At 71.3% G+C, this 25,732-nt stretch carries 23 protein-coding genes, 1 tRNA gene and 1 pseudogene; 17 read left to right on the top strand and 8 right to left on the bottom strand.

Annotated elements, in window-relative coordinates; all coding sequences use genetic code 11:
• Positions 1-57: 57 nt before the first annotated feature.
• The 5 genes from HBB12_RS14885 to HBB12_RS14865 all read left to right on the top strand — a co-directional run bounded on the left by HBB12_RS14885 (position 58) and on the right by HBB12_RS14865 (position 5,056).
• Positions 58-147: transfer RNA gene (locus tag HBB12_RS14885), tRNA-Ser, on the top strand.
• Between the two features lie 860 nt (positions 148-1,007).
• Positions 1,008-1,910: a prolipoprotein diacylglyceryl transferase gene (lgt, locus tag HBB12_RS14880; RefSeq protein ID WP_236990067.1), complete on the top strand. Its 903-nt coding sequence runs from the start codon at positions 1,008-1,010 to the stop codon at positions 1,908-1,910.
• Positions 1,901-2,977 carry a class I SAM-dependent methyltransferase gene (locus HBB12_RS14875; RefSeq protein ID WP_442919362.1) on the top strand — a complete coding sequence of 359 codons (1,077 nt, stop codon included), beginning with the start codon at positions 1,901-1,903 and terminating at the stop codon, positions 2,975-2,977. Before lgt ends, HBB12_RS14875 begins: the two co-directional genes overlap by 10 nt.
• Positions 2,978-3,048: 71 nt before the next feature.
• On the top strand, positions 3,049-3,816 hold the full coding sequence (gene pgeF, locus HBB12_RS14870) for a peptidoglycan editing factor PgeF (protein ID WP_236990065.1): 768 nt from the start codon (positions 3,049-3,051) through the stop codon (positions 3,814-3,816).
• 322 nt (positions 3,817-4,138) lie between these two features.
• Positions 4,139-5,056 (top strand): outer membrane protein, encoded by a 918-nt coding sequence (locus tag HBB12_RS14865; protein WP_236990064.1) that lies wholly within the window; start codon positions 4,139-4,141, stop codon positions 5,054-5,056.
• 71 nt (positions 5,057-5,127) lie between these two features.
• Here the strand turns inward: HBB12_RS14865 and HBB12_RS14860 are convergent, their stop codons facing one another.
• Positions 5,128-5,607, bottom strand: a complete 480-nt coding sequence (locus HBB12_RS14860) for an Lrp/AsnC family transcriptional regulator (RefSeq protein WP_236990063.1) — start codon at positions 5,605-5,607, stop codon at positions 5,128-5,130.
• A 121-nt stretch (positions 5,608-5,728) separates the two neighbouring features.
• Between HBB12_RS14860 and HBB12_RS14855 the strand changes: the two genes are divergently transcribed.
• The 3 genes from HBB12_RS14855 to HBB12_RS14845 all read left to right on the top strand — a co-directional run bounded on the left by HBB12_RS14855 (position 5,729) and on the right by HBB12_RS14845 (position 10,013).
• Positions 5,729-9,193, top strand: a complete 3,465-nt coding sequence (locus HBB12_RS14855) for an indolepyruvate ferredoxin oxidoreductase family protein (RefSeq protein WP_236990062.1) — start codon at positions 5,729-5,731, stop codon at positions 9,191-9,193.
• Between the two features lie 119 nt (positions 9,194-9,312).
• Positions 9,313-9,528, top strand: coding sequence for a DUF2842 domain-containing protein (locus HBB12_RS14850; protein ID WP_236990061.1), 216 nt, complete (start codon positions 9,313-9,315; stop codon positions 9,526-9,528).
• Between the two features lie 137 nt (positions 9,529-9,665).
• Positions 9,666-10,013, top strand: a complete 348-nt coding sequence (locus HBB12_RS14845; RefSeq protein WP_236990060.1) for a hypothetical protein — start codon at positions 9,666-9,668, stop codon at positions 10,011-10,013.
• A 3-nt stretch (positions 10,014-10,016) separates the two neighbouring features.
• Here the strand turns inward: HBB12_RS14845 and HBB12_RS14840 are convergent, their stop codons facing one another.
• Positions 10,017-11,072, bottom strand: coding sequence for a polysaccharide deacetylase family protein (locus HBB12_RS14840; protein ID WP_236990059.1), 1,056 nt, complete (start codon positions 11,070-11,072; stop codon positions 10,017-10,019).
• Positions 11,073-11,173: 101 nt separating this feature from the next.
• Between HBB12_RS14840 and HBB12_RS14835 the strand changes: the two genes are divergently transcribed.
• A complete protein-coding gene (locus HBB12_RS14835; protein ID WP_236990058.1) occupies positions 11,174-12,355 on the top strand; it encodes a GNAT family N-acetyltransferase in 1,182 nt (393 codons plus the stop codon).
• Between the two features lie 237 nt (positions 12,356-12,592).
• On the opposite strand, the gene cobT is transcribed toward HBB12_RS14835, so the two are convergent.
• Positions 12,593-13,621, bottom strand: coding sequence for a nicotinate-nucleotide--dimethylbenzimidazole phosphoribosyltransferase (gene cobT, locus HBB12_RS14830; protein WP_236990057.1), 1,029 nt, complete (start codon positions 13,619-13,621; stop codon positions 12,593-12,595).
• A 119-nt stretch (positions 13,622-13,740) separates the two neighbouring features.
• Between cobT and cobS the strand changes: the two genes are divergently transcribed.
• From cobS to HBB12_RS14810, 4 genes and pseudogenes are all read left to right on the top strand, one after another.
• Positions 13,741-14,625: an adenosylcobinamide-GDP ribazoletransferase gene (gene cobS / locus HBB12_RS14825; RefSeq protein ID WP_236990056.1), complete on the top strand. Its 885-nt coding sequence runs from the start codon at positions 13,741-13,743 to the stop codon at positions 14,623-14,625.
• The gene (locus tag HBB12_RS14820) at positions 14,625-14,834 is read left to right on the top strand and encodes a DUF1289 domain-containing protein (RefSeq protein ID WP_236990055.1); all 210 of its coding nucleotides are present in this window, start codon (positions 14,625-14,627) and stop codon (positions 14,832-14,834) included. Before cobS ends, HBB12_RS14820 begins: the two co-directional genes overlap by 1 nt.
• 4 nt (positions 14,835-14,838) lie before the next feature.
• Positions 14,839-15,537, top strand: a complete 699-nt coding sequence (locus HBB12_RS14815; protein ID WP_236990054.1) for a retropepsin-like aspartic protease family protein — start codon at positions 14,839-14,841, stop codon at positions 15,535-15,537.
• Positions 15,538-15,953: 416 nt separating this feature from the next.
• Positions 15,954-17,195 (top strand): annotated as a pseudogene (locus HBB12_RS14810) (IS110 family RNA-guided transposase).
• An 89-nt stretch (positions 17,196-17,284) separates the two neighbouring features.
• On the opposite strand, the gene HBB12_RS14805 reads toward HBB12_RS14810, so the two are convergent.
• The 4 genes from HBB12_RS14805 to HBB12_RS14790 all read right to left on the bottom strand — a co-directional run bounded on the left by HBB12_RS14805 (position 17,285) and on the right by HBB12_RS14790 (position 22,748).
• On the bottom strand, positions 17,285-18,199 hold the full coding sequence (locus HBB12_RS14805; RefSeq protein ID WP_236990053.1) for a bifunctional helix-turn-helix transcriptional regulator/GNAT family N-acetyltransferase: 915 nt from the start codon (positions 18,197-18,199) through the stop codon (positions 17,285-17,287).
• Positions 18,200-18,411: 212 nt separating this feature from the next.
• Positions 18,412-19,215, bottom strand: a complete 804-nt coding sequence (locus tag HBB12_RS14800; protein ID WP_236990052.1) for a Bax inhibitor-1/YccA family protein — start codon at positions 19,213-19,215, stop codon at positions 18,412-18,414.
• A 235-nt stretch (positions 19,216-19,450) separates the two neighbouring features.
• A complete protein-coding gene (locus tag HBB12_RS14795) occupies positions 19,451-22,048 on the bottom strand; it encodes an ABC transporter permease (RefSeq protein WP_236990051.1) in 2,598 nt (865 codons plus the stop codon).
• 4 nt (positions 22,049-22,052) lie between these two features.
• Positions 22,053-22,748, bottom strand: a complete 696-nt coding sequence (locus HBB12_RS14790) for an ABC transporter ATP-binding protein (RefSeq protein ID WP_236990050.1) — start codon at positions 22,746-22,748, stop codon at positions 22,053-22,055.
• 174 nt (positions 22,749-22,922) lie between these two features.
• Between HBB12_RS14790 and HBB12_RS14785 the strand changes: the two genes are divergently transcribed.
• Entirely contained in the window at positions 22,923-23,546 is a 624-nt protein-coding gene (locus HBB12_RS14785) for an arylesterase (protein ID WP_236990049.1), read from the top strand.
• Between the two features lie 52 nt (positions 23,547-23,598).
• Positions 23,599-24,153 carry an RNA 2',3'-cyclic phosphodiesterase gene (thpR, locus tag HBB12_RS14780; protein WP_236990048.1) on the top strand — a complete coding sequence of 185 codons (555 nt, stop codon included), beginning with the start codon at positions 23,599-23,601 and terminating at the stop codon, positions 24,151-24,153.
• A gap of 418 nt (positions 24,154-24,571) precedes the next feature.
• On the opposite strand, the gene HBB12_RS14775 is transcribed toward thpR, so the two are convergent.
• Positions 24,572-24,763, bottom strand: coding sequence for a DUF1192 domain-containing protein (locus HBB12_RS14775; protein ID WP_236990047.1), 192 nt, complete (start codon positions 24,761-24,763; stop codon positions 24,572-24,574).
• Between the two features lie 208 nt (positions 24,764-24,971).
• Between HBB12_RS14775 and rpmH the strand changes: the two genes are divergently transcribed.
• Positions 24,972-25,106, top strand: a complete 135-nt coding sequence (gene rpmH / locus HBB12_RS14770) for a 50S ribosomal protein L34 (protein WP_010300405.1) — start codon at positions 24,972-24,974, stop codon at positions 25,104-25,106.
• Positions 25,107-25,152: 46 nt separating this feature from the next.
• Positions 25,153-25,632 carry a ribonuclease P protein component gene (locus HBB12_RS14765; RefSeq protein WP_236990046.1) on the top strand — a complete coding sequence of 160 codons (480 nt, stop codon included), beginning with the start codon at positions 25,153-25,155 and terminating at the stop codon, positions 25,630-25,632.
• Positions 25,633-25,732: the final 100 nt, after the last annotated feature.

The raw sequence follows: 25,732 nt of genomic DNA, 5'->3' as shown, positions 1-25,732 counted from the left end.
TTGTGGTCCGGCGAGAACCCATGCTAATGCCCCGCCTGCGCTGGCGACGGCGCCCGCGGAGAGGTGGCAGAGCGGTTGAATGCACCGCACTCGAAATGCGGCATGGGCGCAAGTCCATCGGGGGTTCGAATCCCTCCCTCTCCGCCAGGCATTCTGCAACGCACACCATAATTTGTCCTTTTAGGGTGCGTTCTTGTCCACGATCTCGGCATAGTTTGGTCACCGGGCACAAGGGCCCTTGAAGAATCAGGGTTTTTCCGACGTGTCTTTGCGACTCGCATCGAGAGCCCTGGCAGCGGACTCCCACCCCCCGAACTGGCCGTATCTGCTCTCACATCCCGAGCTGCATCGTGATCGTTGCGCCCTTACCGCTGGGGTGCGACGCGGCCGAGTGATGCGATCGCCACTCTGAATGATCGGGCGGCGCTGGCGCATGTTGCAGAAGAGTCGCAGCTTCATTCCAGCTATGCTCATTCGGCTATCGTGAACTTCCGATGCCGAAGGGCCCTGCGGCGAGAGGAGGCCTATCTGGGCGAGCCGGCTCCAGTGCTGCGGAGGTCAGTCTCTCGGCCTCCACTGCACCTATCAGGGCGTCGAGCTTCACCCCCTGGCGCATTGCGCCGGTTATGTGGACGAGGCGGAACGGTACCGCTTCGACGGTGACGAGAACGAAGACCGCGAATGCCGCCGCGGATTCGGAGGGACAGCTGACGCGTCCGCCATAGTGCCCAGATCCTGCCGAGGTTGATGAGGGCGAGGGCAAGCAGCCACCACACGAGCAGCCACCGCAACGGATCAGCGCCGGCGTGGGTGAGCACGAACGCGCCAGCCGGGGGAGGATCACCTGGACAATCCTGCCACACGGCAGAGCCGATCCACCCTGCACCGGTTTCGGACCAGACCGAATCAACCCCTCACCCGCAACGCTCCTGCCGCACGCTCGACACGCTTTCGCGGCATGGGGGCCGCCTTGACGCCGCCCCGCCGCCGGTTCACCTCATCGCCCGATGTCTCCGCTCCTCGCCCTGCCCTTCCCGGCCATCGACCCCGTCGCGGTTGCGATCGGGCCGTTGCAGATCAAGTGGTACGCCCTCGCCTACATCGTGGGCCTCGTGGGCGGCTGGTACTATGCCAAGCGCCTGGTCTCGGCCCCGGCGCTCTGGGGCGCGGTGCGCCGTCCCACCGCCCTCGACATCGACGACCTGATCGTCTGGGTGGCGCTCGGCGTCGTGCTCGGCGGGCGCATCGGCTACGTGCTGTTCTACAACCTCGCCGCCTACCTGTCGCATCCGGCCGAGATCCTGGCGATCTGGCGCGGCGGGATGTCGTTCCACGGCGGGTTCCTCGGGGCGGTGCTGGCCCTGGTGCTGTTCTCCCGCCGCCGCGGCCTCAACACCTATGCGATGCTCGATCTCGCCGCCGTGGTGGTGCCGATCGGGCTGTTCTTCGGCCGCATCGCCAATTTCGTGAACGGCGAATTGTGGGGCCGGCCGGCGCCGGACTTTCCTTATGCCATCGTGTTCCCGAACGGCGGACCGCTGCCGCGCCATCCGAGCCAGCTCTACGAGGCCTTCGCCGAAGGGCTGGTGCTGTTCGTCCTGATGGCGATCGCGGTCAGGCGCTTCGGCTTCCGCCGTCCCGGTCTGCTCGGCGGCCTGTTCGTCGTCGGCTACGCCATCGCGCGGACCACCTGCGAGTTCTTCCGCGAGCCCGACCCGCAGCTCGGCTTCCTGTTCGGCACCCATGTCGGGGCGCTCGACGGTGGCATCACCATGGGGATGCTGCTCTGCGTGCCGATGCTGCTAGCCGGTGCCGTCTTCATCGTGCGGGCCCTGCGGGGCGACACGAGGCCCCGGCCGCGGCTCGACGAGGCCACCGAGGGCGATTCGCCGGAAGCGAAATCGGCGTGAGCGAGACGCCGCTCCTCGGCGAGCTACGCCGCCTGATCGCCGTCGAGGGGCCGATCACCATCGAGCGCTACATGGCGCTCTGCCTCGGCCATCCCGTGCACGGCTATTACCGCACCCGCGATCCCCTGGGTGCGGCCGGCGACTTCACCACCGCGCCGGAGATCAGCCAGATCTTCGGCGAGCTGCTCGGGCTGTGGACGGCGGAGGTCTGGCACGGGCTCGGCCGGCCGAGCCCGTTTCGCCTCGTCGAGCTCGGCCCCGGCCGCGGCACGCTGATGGCCGATGCCCTCCGCGCCCTCAAGGCGGCGGCCCCCGATTGCCTCGCGGCTGCCGACCTCCACCTCGTCGAGACCAGCCCCACCTTGCGCGCCGCGCAAGGGCGGGCGCTCGCCGACGCGGCGCCGACCTGGCACGATTCCATCGACACGCTGCCGGGCGGTCGGGCGATTCTGCTGGCGAACGAGTTCTTCGACGCCCTGCCGGTGCGCCAGTACCAGCGCACCGCGCGCGGCTGGTGCGAGCGCCGGGTCGGCCTGGAGGGGGATGCCCTCACCTTCGGCCTGAGCCCGGATCCGACGCCGGAGATCACCGCGGACGGAGCGCCCGGCGCGATCCTGACTCTGCCGGCCGTCGCCCTCGACCTCACCCGGCAGATCGCCGGGCGCCTCGCCCACGAGGGCGGTGCCTTGCTCGCCATCGATTACGGCGACCTCTACGGCGGCACCGCCGACACGCTCCAGGCGGTGGCGCGCCACCGATTCGCCGACCCCCTCGAGGCCCCGGGCGAGACCGACCTGACCGCGCAGGTGGATTTCGCCGCGCTCGCCCGCGCCGCCGCGAGCACAGGCGCCGTGGTGCACGGACCGGTGACGCAAGCCGATTTCCTTCTCGCGCTCGGCCTCGCCCAGCGGGCGGCGCGGCTGGCGGCCCGGGCAACCCCGGTCCAGGCCGAAGCGGTGAAGGCCGGGGCCGACCGCCTGATCGACCGCACGCCCCGCGGCATGGGCCACCTGTTCAAGGTGATGGGGCTCGCGGGGCCAAACCAGCCGGCGCTGCCGGGCCTCTAGAAAAAATTCCCGGTTTCGACACGATTGTCCGGCGATCCTGCAGGACGCCTCGCCCCAGGATGGAGCCAGCGATGTTCATCGAAGCGCCCGAGCTGAGCTCCCATTCCGGCATCCGCCACGCCTTCTTCACCCGGCAGGGCGGCGTGTCGGAGGGGCTCTACGCCTCCCTCAACGGCGGCCTCGGCTCCGGCGACGATCCGGCCCGGGTGCGGGAGAACCGCCGCCGCATGACGGCGCAACTCGCGCTGCCCTCGGAGAACCTGATCAGCCTCTACCAGATCCATTCGGCCGAGGCCCTGGTGGTCGAGGCGCCCCTGAAGGAGCGCCCCCGCGCCGACGCGATGGCGACCCGGGTGCCGGGTCTGGCGCTCGGAATCCTCACCGCCGATTGCGGGCCGATCCTGTTCGCCGATCCGGTCAACCGGGTGGTGGGCGCCGCGCATGCCGGCTGGAAGGGCGCGCTCACCGGCGTGATCGAGGCGACGCTCGCCGCCATGGAGGGCCTGGGCGCCGCGCGCACCGGCATCGTCGCGGTGCTCGGGCCCACGATCGGGCCGCAAGCCTACGAGGTCGGCCCGGAATTCCGCGAGCGGTTCGAGACGGCCGACCCGGACAATGCCCGCTACTTCGCGGTCAGCCCCGAGCGCGCGTCCCACAGCCTGTTCGACCTCCCGGCCTACATCGTCGCGCGGCTCGAACGGGCCGGCATCGGCGAGGTGGCGAACTTGAGTCTGTGCACCTACGCCGATCCGGACCGCTTCTTCAGCTACCGCCGCACCACCCACCGGGCGGAGGTCGATTACGGCCGGCTCGTCTCGGCCATCGCCGTGACGCCCTGACGGTCTCCGTGCCGCGGCGATTCCGGCGGCGGCCGCAAGCCCGTTGGGGCGCCGAACGGTGATCGTCAGGATTGCTCCGGCAAGCGTAGCAAAAAAAATCTGTGTGCCCGTGAACCTTGGCCATTCGCCCGCGTTAGGGGATCAAGGAGCCAAGGGAATGCTCGCGATGAACAGCCGTTAAGGCCGCGGTGAAACCCACCAGCGTTGTCGCGAGGACACAGCTTTCCCGGAGCTACCGGGGTATGTCGGGGACACTGCTTCGGACGGCCGCCGACCCGCAAACGGGCGCGATCGCCGCGGCATAGTAGGAAGGACCAGTACCATGAAGTCGCTTCTCAAGAGCGCTACCGCCCTCGCTGGCATCGTCGTCGCCGGCTCGGCCTTCGCCGCGGACCTGCCGCGCCGCGTCGCCCCGCCGCCGGTCTTCACGCCGGTTCCGGTCTTCACCTGGACGGGTTTCTACGCCGGTTTCAACGCCGGCTACGGCTTCAACACCGCTGACACCCGCGCTCCGACCGTGATCGGCGTGCCGGCCGGCACCACCGCCGCCAACAGCGTGTTCATCAACCAGTTCGGCGCGCCGACCACCGGCGTCGTCGCCTTCGGCAACCGCAACAGCAACGACGGCTTCGTCGGCGGCGGCCAGGTCGGCTACAACTATCAGTTCACCCCGGGCTCGGGCGTGGTCGTGGGTATCGAGGCCGACGCCCAGTACGTCGACTTCGGCCGCAGCCGCAACCGCTTCGCCTTCGCCACCGTTCCGGGCGGCGGCGTGGCTCCGGGCACCCTGGTGTTCAACCCGAACGGCATCTCGGGCCTGGACTTCTTCGGCACCGTGCGCGGCCGTCTCGGCTACGCCTGGGACCGCACCCTCGTGTACGCCACCGGCGGCTTCGCCTACGGCTCGGGCGGCGGTCGCGACTTCGGTCTGACCAACAGCTCGCGCGACGACTTCCAGACCGGCTGGGTCGTCGGCGGCGGCGTCGAGTACGCTCTGCCCACCGACTCGTTCTTCAACTTCTTCCGTTCGTCGGCCGTGACCCTCAAGGTCGAAGGCCTGTACGTGAACCTGGATCAGGGCAACCGCAACAACGGCGTGTTCGCCCAGACCGCCAACGGCACGCAGTACTCGGTGTTCTCGCCGGGCGTGGTGTCGGTCGGCCCGGCCAACCTGTACCGTCGCGAGACCGAGTTCGCGGTCGTCCGCGCCGGCCTGAACTACAAGTTCAACGGCTTCTAGTCGTCATAGTCCGTCACCTCGACGGAACGGAGCCCGGCCTCACGGCCGGGCTCTTCTTTTTTGGCGATCCCCTACAGTCCCGTCGGCACCTTCACGCTGAACTTCACCTCGCGCAGGGCGAAGTTCGAGTGAATCTGCTGCACCGCCGGGCACGAGAACACCGCCTCCTGCAGGAAGCGCTCGTAGTGCTGGGCGTCCCGCACCACGACACGCAGCAGGTAATCGGCCTGGCCGGTGGTGGAAAAGCATTCCAGCACCTCGTCGCGGCGCCCGATCACGCGCTCGAACTCGGCCACGCCCTCCCGGTCGTGCTTGGCCAGGGTCACGTGGGCGAAGACGCATTGGCCGTGGCCGAGCGCCGCCGCATCGACGAGGGCGACGTAGCCGCGGATGATCCCCCGCTCTTCCAGGGCCTTCAGCCGCCGCCAGGTCGGCGAGCTCGACAGCCCGATCCGCTGCGCGAGATCCTGCACCGAGAGCCGCGCATCGTCCTGCAACGCGTCCAGGATCGCCCGCTCGAAGCGGTCCGGTGCATCTCCCCGTTCGGGCATGGGCATGTCTCGTTTCGGTGTTTCCGGCCCCGTTCGTACCTCCGGAGGCCCTCGGCGGGAAGCAGAGAGGCAGGTTTTGCCTTCGGGAGCGGCATAGCCTGACGGCGAGGAGACCCCGCCGATGCCCGAGCTCGACCGTGCCTACCGCCTCGACGACCGCTTCGATCGCGAAGCCGGCCGGGCCTACATGACCGGCACGCAGGCCCTGGTGCGCCTTCTCCTGGCGCAAAGCCGGATCGACCGCCGCGACGGGCTGAACACCGCCGGCCTCGTCTCCGGCTATCGCGGTTCGCCGCTCGGCGCGGTCGACCAGGAATTGTGGCGGGCGAAGGAGCGCCTCGCCGCCGCCGGCATCCGCTTCCAGCCCGGCATCAACGAGGACCTGGCGGCGGCGGCCCTGCTCGGCAGCCAGCGAGTCGCCCTCGATCCGGCCGCCACCGTGGAGGGCGTGTTCGGCCTCTGGTACGGCAAGGGCCCCGGCGTCGACCGCTCCGGCGACGCCCTCAAGCACGGCAACGCCTATGGCAGCAGCCCGAAGGGCGGGGTGCTGGTCGTCGCCGGCGACGACCATGGCTGCGTCTCCTCCTCGATGTCGCACCAGAGCGACCTGGCGCTGGCGGCCTGGCACATGCCGGTGATCCATCCGGCTGGAATCGCCGAGTACGAAGCCTTCGGCCTGTGGGGCTTTGCCGCGTCGCGCTTCTCCGGCGCCTGGGTCGGGTTCAAGGCGATCTCCGAGGTGGTGGAGGGCGCAGCCTCCGTCGATCTCGCGCCGCTGCCCCGCTTCGCGGCGCCGGCCTACACCCCGCCGCCGGGCGGCCTGCACATCCGCTGGCCCGATCTGCCGAGCCTCGCCATCGAGGCCCGGGCGCTGGCCAAGCTCGACGCGATCCGCGCCTTCGCCCGGGCCAATCCCCTCGACCGGCTAATCGTGGCGCCGGAGCGGCCCCGCCTCCTCGTCGTCACGGTCGGCAAGGCCCACGGCGACGCGATGGAGGCCTGCCGGCTCCTCGGCCACCATCCGGATTCGCTCGCCCGGGCCGGGGTCGCTGTGCTGAAGGTCGGCCTCGTCCATCCGCTGGACGTCGCAGGGATCTCGAGTGTCGCGGCCGGCGTCGAGACCGTGCTGGTGATCGAGGAGAAAGCGCCGCTGGTCGAGCGCCAGCTGCGCGACGGGCTGTACGACCTGCCGGCGGAGCGGCGCCCGCGCATCCTCGGCAAGCACGATGCGGAGGGCCGGCCGCTCGTCCCGGAGATCGAGGAATTGCGACCCTCCCGCCTCGTCGGGATCTTGGGACGGACCTTGCGCGGCCTCGGCCTCGATGTCTCCGAGCCGGACGCACCGGTCGTCCCTCCCGCCTCCGGGCCGCTGCCGGTGCGCACGCCGTATTTCTGCTCCGGCTGCCCACACAACACCTCGACCCGGGTGCCGGAGGGCTCGCAAGCCCGGGCCGGGATCGGCTGCCACTTCATGGCGAACTGGATGGAGCGCGACACCACCGGCATCGTGCCGATGGGGGCAGAGGGGGTCGACTGGACCGGCCAGGCGCCGTTCACCCGCCAGGCCCACATCTTCCAGAATCTCGGCGACGGAACCTATTTCCATTCCGGCCACGCGGCGATCCGGCAGGCGGTCGCGAGCGGGGCGAACATCACCTACAAGATCCTCTACAACGACGCCGTGGCGATGACCGGCGGCCAGCCGGTCGACGGCGTGCTCACCGTACCGCAGATCACCCGCCTGGTCTCGGCCGAGGGTGCACGGCGGGTGGTGGTGGTGTCGGACGATCCCGACCGGGTGACGCGCGCGGCCGCCCGCGATCCCCTCGGCCCCGGCGTGACGGTCCACCACCGCGACGACCTCGACGCCGTGCAGCGGGACTTGCGCGAGACCGCGGGCGTCACGGTCCTCGTCTACGACCAGACCTGCGCCACCGAGGCGCGGCGCCGGCGCAAGCGGGGCAAAGCCTCGCCCCCGGCGCGGCGCGCGGTCATCAACCCGCTGGTCTGCGAGGGGTGCGGCGATTGCCAGCGGAAATCGAACTGCCTCTCGGTGGTGCCGGTCGAGACCGAGTTCGGCGTGAAGCGTGCCATCGACCAGACCGGCTGCAACAGCGACCTGTCCTGCCTCAAGGGCTTCTGCCCATCCTTCGTCACCCTGGAGGGCGCGGCGCCCCGGCGCCGGCCCGGCGTCGCGGTCGATCCCGAGACGGTGGCCGCCCGCGCCGCCGCCCTGCCCGAGCCCGACACCGCGCTGGGGCCCGAGCCCTACGAGATCCTGGTGGCGGGGGTCGGCGGCACCGGGGTGGTGACGGTCGGCGCCCTCATCACCATGGCGGCGCATCTCGAAGGGTATGGGGCCACCGTGCTCGACTTCATGGGTTTTGCCCAGAAGGGCGGGCAGGTGCTCTCCTTCGTGCGCCTCGCAGCGGAACCGGCGGCGCTCAACCAGGTGCGGATCGACCGCGGCCGGGCCGACGCGGTGCTCGCCTGCGACCTCGTGGTGGCGGCAAGCCCCGACGCGACGGCGGTGATCGATCCCGCCCGCACCCGCATCGTCGCCAATACCCACGAGATTCCGACCGGCGCCACCTTGCGCGATCCGAAGGCCCGCATCGACACGCGGATGCTGGAGACCCTGCTCGCCCGCCGGGTCCGCGCCGGAGCGCTCCGCAGCCTCGACGCGCAGGCGATGGCCGCGCGCCTGACCGGCGACGCGCAAGGAGCCAACGTGCTGCTCCTCGGCTTTGCCTGGCAATCCGGGCTGGTGCCGGTCTCGCGCGAGGGCCTCGACCGGGCGGTGACGCTGAACGGCGTCGCGGTGGCGGGCAACCGCCTGGCGCTGGCCTGGGGCCGGCTGCTCGCCGCCGATCCCGCCTTCGTCGACGGGCACCTCGCCCCGGAGGCCGCACCGGCGCAGGACCTCGACGGCGTGGTGGCGCGCCGGGCCGAGTACCTCACCGCCTATCAGGACGGAGTTTACGCCGCGCGCTACCGCGACCGGGTCGCGTCGGTGCGGGCGCGGGGCGGCGACGCCCTGGCCGAGGCGGTCGCCCACTCGCTGTTCAAGCTGATGGCGGTCAAAGACGAGTACGAGGTGGCCCGGCTCCAGTCGGATCCCGCCTTCCTGGCCCGCCTCGCCGAGGAGTTCGAGGGGCAAGGCCCCGGAAGCAAGCTCAGGCCGACCTTCCATCTCGCACCTCCCTTCCTCGCGCGGACGCGGCCAGGCGAATCCGAGCCGCGCAAGATCGCCTTCGGGCCATGGCTGCTGCCGGTCCTGCGCGGGATTGCCGCCCTCAAGACCTTGCGCGGCCGGCGACTCGATCCCTTGCGGCTAATCGCCGAGCGGCGGGAGGAGCGGGCGGTGCTCGCCGCCTACGAGGCCCAGATCGACGAAGCCCTCGCTCTCGTCGGCCGGGCCGATCCGGCGGCGCTTCGCGATCTCCTCGCCGCCCCGCAGGAGATCCGCGGCTTCGGCCCGGTCAAGGCGCGGGCGATCGCGGCCTGGCGCGCGCGCAGCGACGCCCTGCTGGCAGCGGCCCGGGCGGGCAACGATTCCGGGGCGCCGCTGTCGCGGGCGGGGTAGAGCATTGTCAAAAACCTAAAGCAGCGAGGCGTCGCCCTGCGTCGGCCGGCCGGATTGTCGTCGGGCGAGCGCTCGCGTAGGCGGGACTGACAATCCGCCACCGCATCAGGTTTTCCGCCATGCGTCGCCGCACCCGCTCCTTCGTCGGGGCGATCGTGATGATCGCCTTCGTGTTGATCTACGCGCCCCTCGCCATGGCGCTCGCCGACAGCCGCATCGCCCAGACGCCGCCGCTGGTGCAGTCGGTGCTCTACGCGATCCTCGGGCTCGCCTGGATCATTCCGCTGATGCCGCTGATCCGGTGGATGGAACGGCCCGACCGCGACCCGGCCTGAGGCGCGTTCCATGAACTGAATGGTGCAAAGGCCGGGTTTTCGCCAAAAAGGGCTGCCAGACCCGGGGTCGCAGCCGTCCGGCCCGCGCTCTCCCGCTTCGGCATCTCCCTCGACATCCGCAAGGCAGCCCCAGGCCCATGCGCCACGCGCTCGCGCTCATCCTCCTCCTCGGTCCTCTCGCCGGGGCCGCCCTGGCCCAGGGTGCGCCGCGCTCCGTCGGCGATTGCGAGCGCATCAAGGGCGATCTCGCCTACAACCAGTGCCTGTCGCTGTTCGGCCCCGCCGCGAAGGGCGTCGCGGCCGCCGCCGCCGCGGTCTCGGCGGCGATCCCGCGCCTGCCACAGGCCATCGCCGAGGCGGTGGAGCCCGCGCCCCGCGGCCGCCGCGGCTGGACCCGGCGCCTGCGCGGCGGGCGCCAGAGCGCGAGCTTCGCGGTCATCAGCGGCGGCGGGAGCCGCCATTACCGCCGCCGGCGCCACCGCTGAACCCTATCCGACATTGAGCCGCCGGCCCCGGTTCCAAGCCAGGAACGGTACCCCGGAGAGGAGGGCGCGCAAGGCCGCATCGGTCTGGAAGCAGCCATTGACCGAGACCCGCGGCAGGGCGTGCAGGTGGGCGGCGTGCCCGGGGAAGAGATGGCCGGGCCGGGTCGTCACGGCGGTGCGGTAGCCCGCCTCGCGGGCCAACGCGAAGTCCCGAGGGCCCGCCGCGCTGGAATCGCCGACCGGATAGGAAAAGTGCTCCGGCACCCGGCCGAGCAGGTCGCCGAGGCGTGCCCTCCCCTCCACGATCTCCCGGCGGGCGGTGGCGGCATCGTGCTTGGCGAGCATCGGGTGGGAGAGGGTGTGGGCGGCGAGCGTCACCGCCTCGTCCCGGGACAGGTCGCGCAACGCGTCGCCCGACAGGCAGAGTTCGCGGGCGATCGATCCCGCGTCGATCCCGGCCTCCTCGCACAGGCGCAAGGTGACGTCGCGTAAAATCTCCTCCGGCCCGGCTCGCAGGCCGCGATAGCTCGCCGCGAAGGCTGCGGATTTCTGCACGTCGCCGATCGCCGGGCAATCGAGCCCGATCTCCGGCACCTGCACCCGGTCGAGGACCCGGATCGCCCGTTCCAGCTCGATCCACCACAGCCGGCCGGTCCCGGCGGCGTAGTCGTGGGTGACGAACAAGGTCCAGGGCGCGGCGTGGCGGCGCAAAACGGGAGCGGCGTGCTCCAGGTTGTCGCGGTAGCCGTCGTCGAAGGTCAGCACCGCGAAGGGCTCGCCCGGCTCGCCGAGCCGGCGCGGCAGTTCGCAGAGCGGGACGATCGAGAATCCCCGTTCCCGCAGGACGGTGAGGGTGCGGTCGAGGAAGGCCGGGGTGATGGCGAGCAGCCGGTTCGGCGCGTAGGCGCCCGGCGGCGGCTCGTCCGGCCGGACGTGGTGGAACGTGAGGATCACGCCCCGGCCGCGGGCGGCCGGAGCGAGCCAGCGATCGGCCCCGGTGGCCGCGATGGTGGAAAAGCCGGCCTGGAACAGGCGGTGACGGGCGGACGCCGAGAGCATGACCGGAGGATGAGGCCGATCGGCCAAAGCTTCGTTACGGCGTTTGCGGATTCTGCACGCTTGCCCGCTACCCCATCGGTTGAGACGGGCGAGGTGGGGCGATGAGCGGCACGATGCAACTCGCGGCGGAGGGCGTGGCGGCCGGCCCGGCGCAGCCCCTCATCCTTGCATCCGAGATCTTTTCCGGCCTCGCGGCGGCCGAGGCGCTCTGGCGCGCCCTCGAGGCGGCGCCCGGCGCGGTGATGACGCCCTATCAGCGCTTCGACTGGGTGGCGGCCTGTGCCGGAATCCTGCCTGCGGGCGCCCGCCCCTGCCCGGTTCTGCTGCGCGACCCCACTGGCCGGCCGGTGGCGCTGCTGCCGCTCTTCGTCTGCCGCGAGGCCGGCATCCGCGTCGGCCGGGTGATCGGCGGCCGGCACGCCAACTTCCACATGCCGCTCTTCGCCGGCCCGGAGGCGATGGCCCTGCCGGCGGAATCCTACGCGCAAGGCCTGCGCCGCGCCGGCGCCCGGGCCGGGATCGACGTGATCCACCTGCCCGACCAGCCCCTTCTGTGGAACGGCGTGGCGAATCCGCTGGCGCAGGGCACCGCCTCGCCGAGCGACGCCTACGGCCTGGCGCTGGAGGCCGACCCGGAGGCGGTACTCAAGCGCGTCATGAGCGGCGATGCGCGGCGCAAGCTGCGCCAGAAGGAGAAGTGGCTGGTCGCCGCCCACGGGCCGGTCGCGCACCGGGTCGCGGCGGATGGGCCGGAGGGCGAGGCGATCCTGTCCGCCTATCTCGCCCAGAAGGCGGTGCGCTTCGCGCAGACCGGCATCGCCGATCCCTTCGCCGATCCGGCGGCGCGGGCCTTCCTCGCGCAGGCGCACCGGGCCGGCGCCCTCGAGCTGCACGCCCTGCGGACGGAAGGCGGGCGCATCCTCGCCACCTTCATCGGCGCCGTCGACGCGACGCGGTTCAGCGGCATGCTGACCTCGTTCGATCCCGACCCCGCGCTCGCCCGCTTCAGCCCCGGCGACCTGCTGCTCCAGGCCCTGATCCGCGACCAAGCTTTGCGCGGCCGCACGGCCCTCGATCTCGGCGTCGGCGAGGCGCGCTACAAGGCGAGCGTCTGCGACGAGACCATCGCGCTCGTCGATGCGGTGATCCCGGTGAGCCTGCGCGGCCGGGCCTACGGCGCCGCGGCGGAAGCGGGTGCGCGCCTGAAGCGGCGGATCAAGCGCGATCCCCGGCTCTGGGCGCTGGTCGGCCGGGTGCGCAAGGCGATGGCGCGGTCGGCGTGAGGTGGATGGAGAGTCTATCCGTCGCCTGAGCCGACGTCGTTCGCAGCGCTCACGGGAAGCATCGCGATGAACATCTCGATCCCACCCGCGACCTCATCCTGAGGTCGCGGGTGGGATCGAGAGCCTGGAGCTACAGAGACAGCCTCTCGGTATCCGCGTCATCCCGGAACCGCGAAAGCGGAGTCCGGCATGACGCGGAGGATTTCAGTCCCGTCGCGGGAATCGGCTCCCGGAGTCTCAGACCGGCCCCGACACCCCCGCCTGGTCGAAGGTCGCCATCTCGCGGTGGCAGGCCACCGCCGCCTTGACGAGGCCCAAAGCCATCGCCGCGCCGCTGCCCTCGCCGAGGCGGAGCCCGAGATCGAGGAGCGGGCGCAGGCCCAGCCGCTCCAGCACCGCGGCGTGGTCGCCTTCCGCCGAGACGTGGCCGGCGAGGCAATGGTCGAGGGCGCGGGGATCGACGGAGTGGAGGAGCGCCGCCGCGGCGGTCGAGACGTAGCCGTCGATCACCACCGGCACCCGCTGCAGCCGCGCCGCCAGGATCGCCCCGGCCATGGCGGCGATCTCGCGGCCGCCGAGGCGGGCCATGACAGAGAGCGGATCGTCGAGGTGGCCCTGGTGACAGGTCAGCGCCTTTTCCACCGCCGCGACCTTGCGGGAAAAGCCCGCCTCGTCGATGCCGGTGCCACGGCCGACCCACTTTGCCGGCTCGCCGCCAAAGAGCGCGGCGTAGATCGCGGCGGCCACCGTGGTGTTGCCGATGCCCATCTCGCCGACGGCGAGCCCGTCGGTGCCCGCCGCCACCGCCTCCATGCCGAAGGCCATGGTAGCGACGCAGGCCTTCTCGGTCATCGCCGGCTCGGCGGTGATGTCCCCGGTCGGCATGTCGATGGCGAGGTCGAACACCTTGAAGCCGAGGCCGTAGGCGGCACAGATCTGGTTGATCGCCGCGCCCCCGGCGGCGAAATTGTCGAGCATCTGCCGGTTGACGGCGGAGGGATAGGCCGAGACGCCCTGCGCCGCCACGCCGTGGCTGCCGGCGAAGACGCAGACCAGCGGCCGGTCGAGGCTCGGCGGCGCCTTGCCCTGCCAGGCGGCCATCCAGGCGGCGAGGAATTCGAGCCGGCCGAGGCTGCCGGCGGGCTTGGTGAGCAGCGAGTCGCGGGCCGAGACCTCCGCGGCGGCGGATTCGTCCGGCCCCGGCATGGTGGCGATCAGGCGGCGGATGTCGTCGAACGGGGCGGCGGCGGTGGGGGTGTCGGCCATGGGGCGGTGTCCTGCGGGGGCAACCCGGAAGGTGGGGCTTTCGTGAGGCGTGCAGATACAGCAAAATTGCACGAAGGCGCGACTCCGCGCGGGTCGATGTCGTCGGGATGCGGTGGGTGATGACGACGGAGAGGAGCGCCGGGCCCGGCCGAGCGGATGGCCGGGCCGCGGACACCAGGGGTGACGATGCCTTCGAGCCGCCTCCCCCACCCGGTCCCTGGCCGCCTTTGCGCGACCTCGCCGCCTGCCTGCGCTTCTACAGCCGTCTCCCGGTCCCGGCCCTGCCCGGCGAGACCGACATCCATGCCGCGCCCGACTTCCGCAACCTCCCCCGGATGCTGCCGCTCGCCGGCCTGGTGATCGGCGCCCCCGGCGCCGTCGCGCTGGCGGCGTCGCTGGCGCTCGGGCTCGGGCCGTTCCTCGCCGCGACACTGGCGCTCGCCTTCACCACCCTGGTCACCGGGGCGCTCCACGAGGACGGCCTCGCCGACGTGGCGGACGGGTTCGGCGGCGGGGCGACGGTCGCCCGGCGCCTCGAGATCATGCGCGACAGCCGCATCGGCGCCTACGGGGCCGCGGCCCTGGTCCTGTCCTACGCTTTGCGCATCGGCGCCCTGGCGACGTTGGCCGACCGGATCGGCTGGCGCGTCGCCCTGGCCTTCCTGGCGGCGGCCGCGCTCTCGCGCACCGCCGCCCTGTGGCCGCTCTGCCGTCTCCCTCCCGCCCGGCCGGACGGCGCCGCCCATGCGGTCGGTCGGCCGACCGAAGCCACCCATGCCACCGCCTGGGCGCTCTGCCTCGCCGTACTGGCGGCCGCCTTCCTCCTCGGCCTGCCCTGGCTCGGCCTCGGCCTTGCCGCACTCCTGGCGTTCCTCGCCGCCTGGACCCTGACCCGGATGGCCGCGCGCCTCGTCGGCGGCCAGACCGGCGACGTCATCGGGGCGAGCCAGCAACTGGCCGAGATCGCCGCCCTCCTCGCCCTCGTGATCGCGATTCCCGCCTGATGCCCGCCTCCTCTCCCTGCATCCGCCTCTGCGTGCTCGATCCCGTCACCGGCCTGTGCGAGGGCTGCGGCCGCACCGGCGCCGAGATCGGCGCCTGGGGCGCCCTGTCCGAGCCGGAGCGCCTGCGCATCATGGCGGGCCTGCCGGCGCGGCTCGCCGCCGCCTACCCCGAGCCGGAACCCGAGCCGGCCCCGGCGGTGATCGCCTGATCCGATGCCGGGCGCCGTCGGCATCGGGCTCCTGCTCCTCGCCTGCGCTTACGCGCTCACCCTCACCGGCGGGCGCGAGGTCGCGGGCCTGCGCCCCGACGAGGCGGCCGGGCTCGCCGCCGCCGGCGGCGCCGTGCTGATGGTGCTGAACGGCGTCGGCAACCGGTTCCGGTCCGGGTTCGGCGAGGGGTTCGTCGCGCTCCTGCTCTGGGGCGGGATCGGCGCCGGGGCGGCCTGGCTCTATGCCCATCGCGACCAGGCCCGGGACCTGGCCTTCCGGGCGCTCGGCGAGATGAGTCCGGGCGAGCCGGTGCCCGGGCGCGGCGACGAGGTGGTGATCGCCCGGCGGGTCGATGGCGGCTTCACCGTGCGGGCCAAGGTCAACGGCCGGGCCCAGGACTTCGCCTTCGATACCGGCGCGAGCGCGGTGGTGCTCACCGCCGAGAGCGCGGCGCATCTCGGCCTCCATCCGGGGCCGGGCGCCTACCGGGTCCAGGTCCAGACCGCCAACGGCCGCACCGCCGCGGCCCCGGTGGTGCTCGACACGGTGACGATCGGCCCGATCACCGAGACCCGCATCACCGCCCTGGTGACCCGGCCGGGGGCGCTCAGCGTGAACCTGCTCGGGATGAGTTTCCTGGAGCGGCTGAACTCCTACGAGGTGCGGGGCAGCCGGCTGATCCTGCGCGGAGCGCGGGGGTGAGGAATTGTTGGGGGCCCTATCGCCGGCGTGCTTCCTCTGCTCGTCTCACCCGCGACCTCATCCTGAGGTGTCATACGCTTTCCGATTGATCGCTTCGCGATGCGGAAAGCGGTCTCGCTCAGGCGCCGCGCGGGCTGATGATACGGAATCCGGAAGTGATCTTCCGGATTCCGTATCAGTTCGTCACCGGCTTCGCGGTCCCTTGCGGATGAAACATATGGCAGAGTGGACTTGCCGTCGGCGGAGAGATCGGTTCGTCTTTGGTGTGCCAGACCCCGCGTATCAGTTGGATCCGGGCTCCTCTTCAGTCCCCTCGCTTGCGTCACGGGCCGGTCCTCGGGCCAGCCCCGGAGCGCGTCATTTAGATTTGATCTCACGGGAGCCTGCGCCGGCGGCCTGACGGCAAGGAGATCGTGATGAAGGTCCTCTACCCCCGCTGCGCCGCCCTCGATGTTCACAAGGACACCGTCGTCGCAGCCATCCGCCGGGCCGAGAGCAGCTAGGTTCAGCGTGAGGTGCGGACGTTTGCCACCACCACGCCCGCCCTGCTCGACCTCTCCGCCTGGCTCGACGAGCACGCCTGCACCCATGTCGCCATGGAGGCGACCGGCATCTACTGGCGCCCGGTCTGGCAGGTCCTCGACGCCGACAGCCGCACCCTGATCCTGGCCAATGCCGCCCATGTCAAGAACGTGCCCGGCCGCAAGACCGACGTCGCCGACGCGGTCTGGCTCTCCGACCTGCTCGCCCACGGCCTGATCCGCGCCAGCTTCGTGCCCGAGGCCCAGACCCAGGCGATGCGCGACCTGCTGCGCACCCGCAAGCAACTGGTCCGCGAGCAGGCCAGCCACGTCCAGCGCATCCAGAAGACCCTCGAGGAGGCCAACCTCAAGCTCGCCTCGGTGCTCACCGACATCATGGGCCAGTCCGGTCGCGCCGTGCTCGACGCGCTGGTCAAGGGCGAGCGCGATCCGGCTGGGCTGCAGGCGCTGGTCAGCCCGCGGGTGAAGGCGGCGCCCGAGGCGATCCGGGCCGCGCTCACGGGCCGGATCGGGGATCACCACCGTTTCCTGCTCGGTGTGCATCTACGCCAGTACGACGGGTTGGGGCGAGCGATCGCGGAGATCGACGCGCAGGTGGAGCGCGACCTCGGCCCTTTCCGGGAAGCGGTGAAGCTGCTGGTGACGATCCCGGGCATCAGTGACCTCACCGCGCAGGTGATCCTCTCCGAGATCGGCCCCGACATGAGCCGCTTCCCGACCGCCGGCCATCTGATCTCCTGGGCCGGGCTGTGCCCGAGAAACGACGAGAGCGCGGGCAAGCGGCGCTCGACGCGACTGCGCAAGGGCGCGCCCTGGCTCAAGACGGCCTTGGTGCAGGCCGCCTGGGCCGGAGTGCGCAAGAAGGCGAGCTACATCAGGGCGCAGTTCCAGCGCTTGCGCGGCCGGCGCGGCCCCAAGAAGGCGATCTGCGCGGTCGCCGCTTCGATGTTGACCGCGATCTATCACATGCTCAAGGCCGGCACGGCTTACGTCGATCCCGGGCCTGATCACGGCCGCAAGGCGGCCCCGACCATCCGCGCCAAGGCGCTCGTGCGGCAGATCGAGCGCCTTGGATTTGCGTGCGAAATCAAACCCGTAGAGCCAGTTTCTATTTAGTCGATCAGAGATCGACTGACCTCGAAGGAGGGCTCCAGATAGCTCCGTGATCCCTGGAGCCCTCCTTCGAGGCTCGCTACGGTCGCACCTCAGGATGAGGACGTGGGTAAGAGGACCGAGCTTGTTTCCGGCAACCGCTTCTCGAAGAAATGATCCGGGTAGGGATCGTCGTTGAAGCGGTCGATCTCGACCCAGCCGGTGCGGCGGTAGAGCTGCAGCGCCTCGGGAAGCGCCGAGTTGGTGTCGAGGCGCAAGGTCGCGATGCCGAGGTCCCGCGCCGCCGCCTCCGCCCCCTCCATCAGCCGGCGGGCGAGGCCGAGGCCGCGGGCGGAGGGGCAGACCCAGAGCCGCTTGATCTCCGCGCTATCCCCACCCTTGCCCTTGAGGCCGACGCAGCCGATCGGTAGCCCGTCCGACAGCGCGACCAGGAAGGCGCCGCGCGGGCGCATCATGTCGGCGGCCTCGGGATCGCGGGAGAGGGAGACGTCGAAGCCGGTGGCGAACCGCCGTCCCAGCTCGGCGTAGTATTCCGTCAGGCAATGCAGGGCGGCCTCGGAGCGCGGGTCGGTCTCCTCGACCGCGATCCGCTCGCGGCCGAGCGCCGTGGCGACGAGGTCCATGGCGCGCAGGAGTTCGTCGCCCTTGGGGAAGCGGGCCAGCAGCTCCGTCGCCCGGCCGTTCGACAAGGCCTCGTAGGCGGCGAATTCCTGCCGTCCGGCCTCGGTCAGGACGGCGACCCGGCGGCGGGCATCGCCCGGATGAGGCAGCGTGACCACCAGCCCCTCCTCCTCCAGGCTGCGCAGGAGCCGGCTCAGCAGGCCGGAATCGAGCCCGAGATAGTCACGCAAGGCACCCACCTCCCCGCGGCCGTGCCCGATGGCGTTGAGCACCCGGGCGGCGCCGAGGGGCCGGCCGCGGCCGAGGAACGAGGTGTCGAGGGCTCCGACCTCGGCTGTGACGGCCCGGTTGAAGCGGCGGATACGGCGGACGGCATCGGTCGACATTCGTCTGACGTAAGTCAGAGATAACAGGCCGTCAACCGAGCTGTCCGGATCCGCGCACACGAAAAAAGCCCCGGCGGCAGGCCGGGGCTTTCGATCGGGCGAAGGGGGCAGCGTACCGCCCCGGAAGCCTCTTAGAGCCCCTAACACAACCCGCCACCGTCCCAGCTAAGCGATTAAAATCGCAAGGATGGATGCGGTTTAGATAGGTGCTCTTAGTTGTTGCGGTTGCCCATCAGCGAGAGCAGGAACTGGAACATGTTGATGAAGTCCAGGTACAGCGTCAGGGCGCCGAACACCGACACCTTGGCGGCGGTCTCGCCGTCGAAGTTGCCGTAGACGTACATCTCCTTGAGCTTCTGCGTGTCGTACGCGGTCAGGCCAGCGAAGATCAGCACGCCGATGACCGAGATGGCGAATTGCAGGGCGCTCGAGGCAAGGAAGATGTTCACCAGGCTGGCGATGACGAGGCCGATCAGGCCCATCACCAGGAACGAGCCGATGCCCGACAGGCTGCGGGTCGTGGTGTAGCCGTAGAGGCTCAGGCCGCCGAAGGCCGCCGCCGTGACGAAGAACACCTGGACCACGCTCGCGCCGGTATAGCGGATCAGCAGCGTCGACAGCGACGCACCCATCACCGCCGCAAAGGCGAAGAAGGTGGTGCGGGCCGTGGCGGCCGACATCCGGTCCATCCGGAACGAGAACAGGAAGATGAAGGCGAGCGGCGCGAGCGCGATCACCCACATCAGCGGCGAGCCGTAGAGCGCCTTGCCGATGGGCGTCAGCGGGATCGAGCCGATCCGCGCCACCGCATCCGCCTGCGAGGTCGCCACCGCGAGCTTGTTGATGCCGAGTGCCACCACCCCGGAGATCCCGAGGCCGATGATCATGTTGTTGTAGACGCCCAGCATGAACGCGCGCAGGCCCTGGTCGACCTGGACCTGGCTCGGGGCGTAGCCGGTGGGGCCCCCGTAGCCGCTCGCGTTGCCCTGCCGGAACGGGCTGTTCTCGAATGCCATGGGAGATTCCTTCGGAAGCTCTCTAGCGTGGATGTTCCTGGTGCGAGGTTCCTACGCGACCCTCGGACGCTTTACGCGTCGGATCGGCGGCCTCGCCCTCGCGGGCCCGTCCGCCTTGACCGGAATATGTGGGGTGCGGCGAGCGCGCACAAGGGCGTGAGGGGATCCGACTTCCGTCGGATCCCGCAAAAACCCAAGGTCAATCCGCCGCAGGGAATGCGAAGGATTAACATTCCTACAGATTTCGTAGGTACTGCGCCGGCTTCTGCCCGAGGATGCGCCAGGTCCCGGCGAGCCCGAGCCCCACCGCCACGACGACCGCCAGAAGCGCCGCGAGCAACGCCCCCGAGAGATCGAGGGCGAAATCGAGATGCATCACCTTGGTGAGGATCACCCAGCCCGCCAGCGTCCCGGCGACGAGGCCGAAGACGGCGGTGGCGAGGCCGAGGGCACCGTATTCCATCGTGTAGGCGGAGAGCAGCCGCGCCCGGGTGGCGCCGAGGGTCTTGAGCACCACCGCGTCGTAGAGCCGAGCCCGGTGGCCGGCGGCGAGCGCGCCGGCCAGCACGAACAGGCTCGTCGCCACCGCGACCCCGCTGGCGCCGCGGATCGCGAAGACGAGCTTGGCCACGAGGTCGTTGACCGCATCGAGCGCGTCCTTGACCCGCACGCTGCTCACCGAGGGGAACTCCCTGGCCGCGTCGCGCAGGATCCGGGCTTCGAGGGCGGGATCCGGTCCCTCGGGCAGGGTGAGCGTCGCGAGGTCGCTATGCGGCGCGCCCCGGAAAGTGCCGGGCGAGAACACCATCACGAAGTTGATGCCGAGGTTGCGCCATTCGACGTGGCGCAGGTTGGCGATGGTGACGGTCAGGCTGCGCCCGAGCACGTTGACGGTGACGCTGTCCCCGACCTTGAGCTTCAGGCTGCGGGCGAGCTGGTCGTCAAAGGAGACGAGCGGCTTTGTCGCCTCCTCGCCCTTCCACCACCGGCCGGAGGTGATCGTGGAGCCGTCCGGCAGATCATCGGCGTAGGTGATGCCGCGGTCGCCGTCGAGCACCCAGGCGGCGTCCTCGCCGGCCTTGATCTGGCCGGCCGGCACGCCGTTGAGCGCCGTGATCCGCCCGCGCATCATCGGCACCCGCTCGATCTTGGCCAGCGGCGCGGCCCGTCCGAGGAACTGGTCGAACGCGTCCGCATCGCGGCTCGGGATGTCGAGGAAGAACAGGCTCGGCGCCTTGGCGGGCAGCGATCGGGTCAGGGTCCGGGTGATGTTGGCGTCGATCAGGCTCAAGGCCACCAGCAGCGTGATGCCGAGGCCGAGCGACAGCACGATCGACGGCGTCAGTGCGCCCGGCCGGTGGAGATTGGCGAGCGCCAGACGCGGCGCGGCGCGGGTCGGGCGCGGCAGGCGGCGGGCGAGCGCCATCAGCCCGAGGGCGACGAGGCGCAGGAGCCCGAAGGCGAGGCCCGAAGCCGCGATGAAGATCAGCGCCACGCCGCGATCGTAGGCGGTGGCGAGCGCCAGCCCGACGAGGCCGGCGAGCGCGAGGCCGAGGATGCCGAGATAGAGCGGCCGAGGCCAGCGCCGGTCGGGATCGACCGTATCGCGGAAAAGTCCGGACACCGCGACGTCGTGGGCGCGGCCGAGCGGCCCGATCGCGAAGGCGAGCGCGGTCAGCGCGCCGTACAGGGCCGCGACCACCAGTTCCCCCGGCGCCAGCGTCGGGTCGAGCGGCAAGGGGAGCAGCGATCCGAACGCGGCATCGAGCGCGAAGGGCAGTACGGCGCCGATCACGAGGCCAGAGGCGATGCCGATCCCGGCGATCAGCATCACCTGCGTCAGGTAGATGCCGACCACCTGGCTCCCGGGAGCACCGAGGCTCTTGAGGGTCGCGATCGAGGCGCGCTTGCGCTCGACGAAGGCCCGCACCGCATTGGCGACGCCGACGCCACCGACGAGAAGCGCGGTGAGGCCGACGAGCGTGAGGAACTGGGTGAAGCGCTCGATGCTGCGGGCGAAGCGCGGATCGGCGTTGAGCCGCGAGCGGATCTCCCAGCCGGCCTCCGGCAGGGCGGCGCGGGCATCGGCCATGGTCTTTTCGACCGCCGCGTCGTCGCCTTGAGGCAGCATCACCCGGTAGACGAAGCGGTTGAGGCTGCCGGGCTGGACCAGGCCCGAGGCCTTGAGCGCATCGAGCGACACCATCAGGCGCGGCCCGAAGCCGATGCCGCCGGCGATCTTGTCCGGTTCGCTGACCAGCACCGTGCGCAGCGCGATCTCGGCGCCGCCGACCGTGAGCCGGTCGCCGAGCTTGAGGTCGAGGCGGGCGAGGAGCGCCGGATCGGCGGCGGCGCCATAGATGCCATCGCGGGCGGCGAAGATGGCGGAGGGCGGCATCGAGGGCTCGGTCGTCAGCGCGCCGACCGCCGGGTAGTCGGGCCCGACCGCCTTCAGCTCGACCAAAGCCGCGCCCTTGTCCCCGGCCGAGGCCATGGCGCGGGTGAAGCCCGCGACCGAGACCCGGCCGCGCGAGTCCAGGAACGCTCTCTCCTGCGGGCTCGCCTCGCGGTGGATCAGCCCGAAGGTGACGTCGCCGCCGAGGATCTTTCGCCCTTCGCGGGCGAGCCCGTCGGAGAGCGAGCGCGACAACGAGGCGACGCCCGCGATGGTGGCGACCCCGATGGCGATGCAGGCGAGCAGCACCGTGAAGCCGCGCAAGCCCCCGCGCAATTCGCGGAGCGCGAGGCGCAGGGTCAGCGGCAGGCGCGACGGCCGACCGGGCGTCCCGCCGGGGAGTTTGGGCAAGGGAAGCTTGGGAAAGTTGCCGTGCATGGGATCAGGCGCTCACGGCCATGTCGATCAACCCCGAGCGCAGGCGCACCGTGCGGTCGCACAGGCGGGCGAGGCCGGGATCGTGGGTGACCAGCACCAGGGTGGCGCCGCGGTCGCGCTTGAGGGCAAACAGCAGGTCGACGATCTGGGCGCCGGTCGCCTCGTCGAGATTGCCGGTCGGCTCGTCGGCCACCAGGATCGCCGGTTCCGGCGCCACCGCACGGGCGATGGCGACGCGCTGCTGCTCGCCGCCGGAGAGCTGGGCCGGGTAATGGTGCAGCCGGTGGCCGAGCCCGACCGCCTCGAGTTCCCGCGACGCCCGCGCGTGCGCATCCGGCGCGTCGGCGAGTTCGAGCGGCAGCGCGACGTTCTCGAGCGCCGTCATGGTCGGCACGAGGTGGAAGGACTGGAACACGATGCCGATGCGCCGGCCGCGGAACCGCGCGAGCGCATCCTCGTCGAGCCCGGCGAGGTCGGTGCCCTCGACCACGACCTTCCCCGAATCCGGCCGCTCCAGCCCCGCCATGGTCATCAGCAGGGTCGACTTGCCCGAGCCCGAGGGACCGACGAGGCCGACCGCCTCCCCCGGCGCGACGCTGAGCGAGATCCCCTTGAGGATGTGGACCCGGGCAGCGCCGCGGCCGAGGCTGAGATCGACGCCGTCGAGCGCGATCGCCGGTCCGGTGGCCTTGTCGGTCATGAGGGAAAAGCCGATCTGTAGCGCGGCGGCCACTTAAGGGCCGCCGCCGGAGGTGACGTGTTGGGACGAACCTACGCAGCACGGGCGGCCCGCCGGCCCGATATGGGCCGTGCCTTGGTGGTTCGCCAAGATGGCCGCCGCGCGGCACTCGCATTTCTGATCGTTTCGCTGCTGATGACCCTCGTGACGCCGCTCCATGCGCAGGACGCCCCCCCCGGCCCCGCGAAGGCCCGCCCCCTGAACCTCGTCGCGCTCGGCGACAGCCTCACGGCGGGCTACGGCCTGCCGGCAGCCGCCGCCTTCCCGGTCCAGCTCGAAGCGGCGCTCAAGGCGCGTGGTCATTCGGTCGCGGTCGCCAATGCGGGCGTCTCCGGCGACACCGCGACCGGCGGGCTCGACCGGGTCGACTGGTCGGTGCCGGATGGAACCGATGGGGTGATCCTGGAACTCGGCGCCAACGACATGCTGCGCGGCACCGACCCGGCGGTCACCGAAAAAGCCCTCGCGGCGATCGTCGCGCGGCTGAAGGCCCGCGGCATCCCGGTGATGCTCGCCGGGATGCGGGCGGCGCCGAATCTCGGGCCCGATTACGGCAAGCGCTTCGACGCGATCTATCCCCGTCTGGCCGAGCGCGACGGCCTCGTCCTCTACCCGTTCTTCCTCGACGGCGTCGCGGGCGACCGCAGCCTCACGCTGCCGGACGGCCTGCACCCGACCAAGGACGGGGTCGCCATAATCGTCGCCGGCATCCTGCCGAGCGTCGAGACGTTCCTGACGCGCCTGCGCAAGGGGGCCTGAGCCCGAGAAGTCCGGAATCCAAAAGGTCCAGAATCCAAGAGGTCCAGAATCAATGCCGCGCCTGTTCACCGGGATCGAGGTCCCGCCCGAGACCGGGCTGGGCTTGAGCGCCTTCCGGGGCGGGCTGCCCGGCGCCCGCTGGGTCGAGCCCGCCGATTACCACGTCACCTTGCGCTTCATCGGCGACGTCGAGGGCGGGCTCGCCGAGGAGATCACCGAGGCCCTGGCCGATCTTCGGCCCCGCCCGCCCCTCACCCTCGTCCTCGACGAACTGGCGGTGTTCGGCGGCGAGAAGCCGCACGCACTGTTCGCCCGCGTCGTACCCGATCCCGACCTCGCCGAGTTGCAGGCCGAGCACGAGCGCATCCTGCGCCAGCTCGGCGTCGCGCCCGACACGCGGCGCTTCACGCCTCACGTCACCCTGGCCCGGCTCAAGCGCGGCGCCGGCCCGGACGGGGTGGCGCAATACCTGGCGGTGCAACCGGTCTTCCCGCGGATCGCGTTCACGGCGCGGCGGGTGGCGCTGTACTCGGCGCGGGACTCGGTCGGCGGCGGACCCTATGTGGTGGAAGCGGCCTATCCGCTCTCCGACGACGCGCAGGCGTGAGGGCCGGGCGACCGGCTCCCCCGAAGTGGCGATGGCGGTACAATCGAACCGGTATAGGATCGGGTTACTGTCCTCCCCGAGAGGCACGCGCCCACGCCGTTCACCTCCACCTTACGAACTTGGCGTGGGCGCTTCCTCATCTCGCGATCGTTCCTCGTCCCGCCCACCGGACCAGGATGAGCCTGACCGCCGGCCGTAGGACGGTCGAGGGAACGGACGTCGCGCAGGATTCCTCTCTCGGCCCCCCTCATCCTGCGCACCCGGCGCCCGCGGAGAGAGGAAGAGCGCGCGCTTTCAAACCGGCCCTGCCGGATGCCGTGAAAGGACGATCCTGAATCGACCGCCGGTCAGCCACCTGGCACACCGCTTCCGCGCCGACGCCCCGAAGCGGGACATCCCGACCGCACCCCGCCCCGGGTCAGAACTTGAACACCGCCCGGGCCGCTTCCTGCGAAGCCTGCTTGCGCCGCTTGTCCTCCTCGAGCCGGGCGATCTCCCGGCGCAGGGACGCGATCCGCTCGTCGAGATCGGAGACGGACAGGGCGGCGAGGTCCTGGCCGATCTGATGGGCGGCGTGCACCGGCTTCCGGCTCTCGGCGTCGTCGAACATCGGCGTCTCCCTCGGTGCGCGGGCGCCCCGCGGCGCTCTCCGGGCGATCCTTAACGCGATTGACTCGCGGGGACCATTCCGCCATACACCGGCGCGACGTGACCGCGCCCCAATTCGGGCGCGGTTCGCTTTCGCCAAGACATTCTGGACCACGAGGGCCTCGGCAGCGCGACGCGCGGGGCCGGCCCCGGCCTTCGGAGAACGAGCCGTGAAGAGAACCTATCAACCGTCGAAGCTCGTGCGCAAGCGCCGCCACGGCTTCCGTGCCCGCATGGCCACCGTCGGCGGCCGCAAGGTGATCGCCGCCCGCCGCGCCCGCGGCCGCAAGCGCTTGTCGGCGTAAGGCGCCTCGCGGTGCCCGCAAGCGCCGCGTTGACCGGAGTACCGCGATGACCGGTGCTTCGCCGCCGATCGGCCGGATCACCCGGCGCCCGGACTATCTGGCGGCGGCCAAGGGCCGCCGTTTCCATACCGAGCGCCTGACGGCACAGGGCCGCCTGCGGGACGATGGACCGCCGGGCGGCCTGCGCGTGGGCTTCACCGTGACGAAGCGCGAGGGCCACGCCACCGAGCGCAACCGGATCCGCCGCCGCCTCAAGGTCGCGGCCCGGCTCGCGGCGGAGCAGGCCGGGCCGGCGCAGCGGGACAAAGCGGCCGACGTGGTGCTGATCGGCCGGCGCGACGCCCTGGCGGCGCCCTTCGCCCAGCTGGTCGAGGATGTCGCCCAGGCCCTCGGCGTGGTGACGAAGCCCCGCGGCCCGAAGCCGCCTTCCGCCGAGGGCGCGAAGCCCGGGCGCGGGCGAGGGAAAACGGGCTCGAGCAAGCCGGGACAGGCTCCAGCGGCGAGGTCCCCGGAACGGAATTCATGAGGCGATCCCGGGCAGCCGGAATCGCCTCGTCGTGTTGGTCGTGAGGGCCGGGATGCGGGCTGCCAGGCCCGCCCTCGGTCCCGCTCTTTTGGCGGCAGGC

This window comes from Methylobacterium sp. SyP6R, assembly GCF_019216885.1.
GTDB lineage: Bacteria > Pseudomonadota > Alphaproteobacteria > Rhizobiales > Beijerinckiaceae > Methylobacterium.
This window is presented reverse-complemented; position numbering and strand designations above follow the sequence as displayed.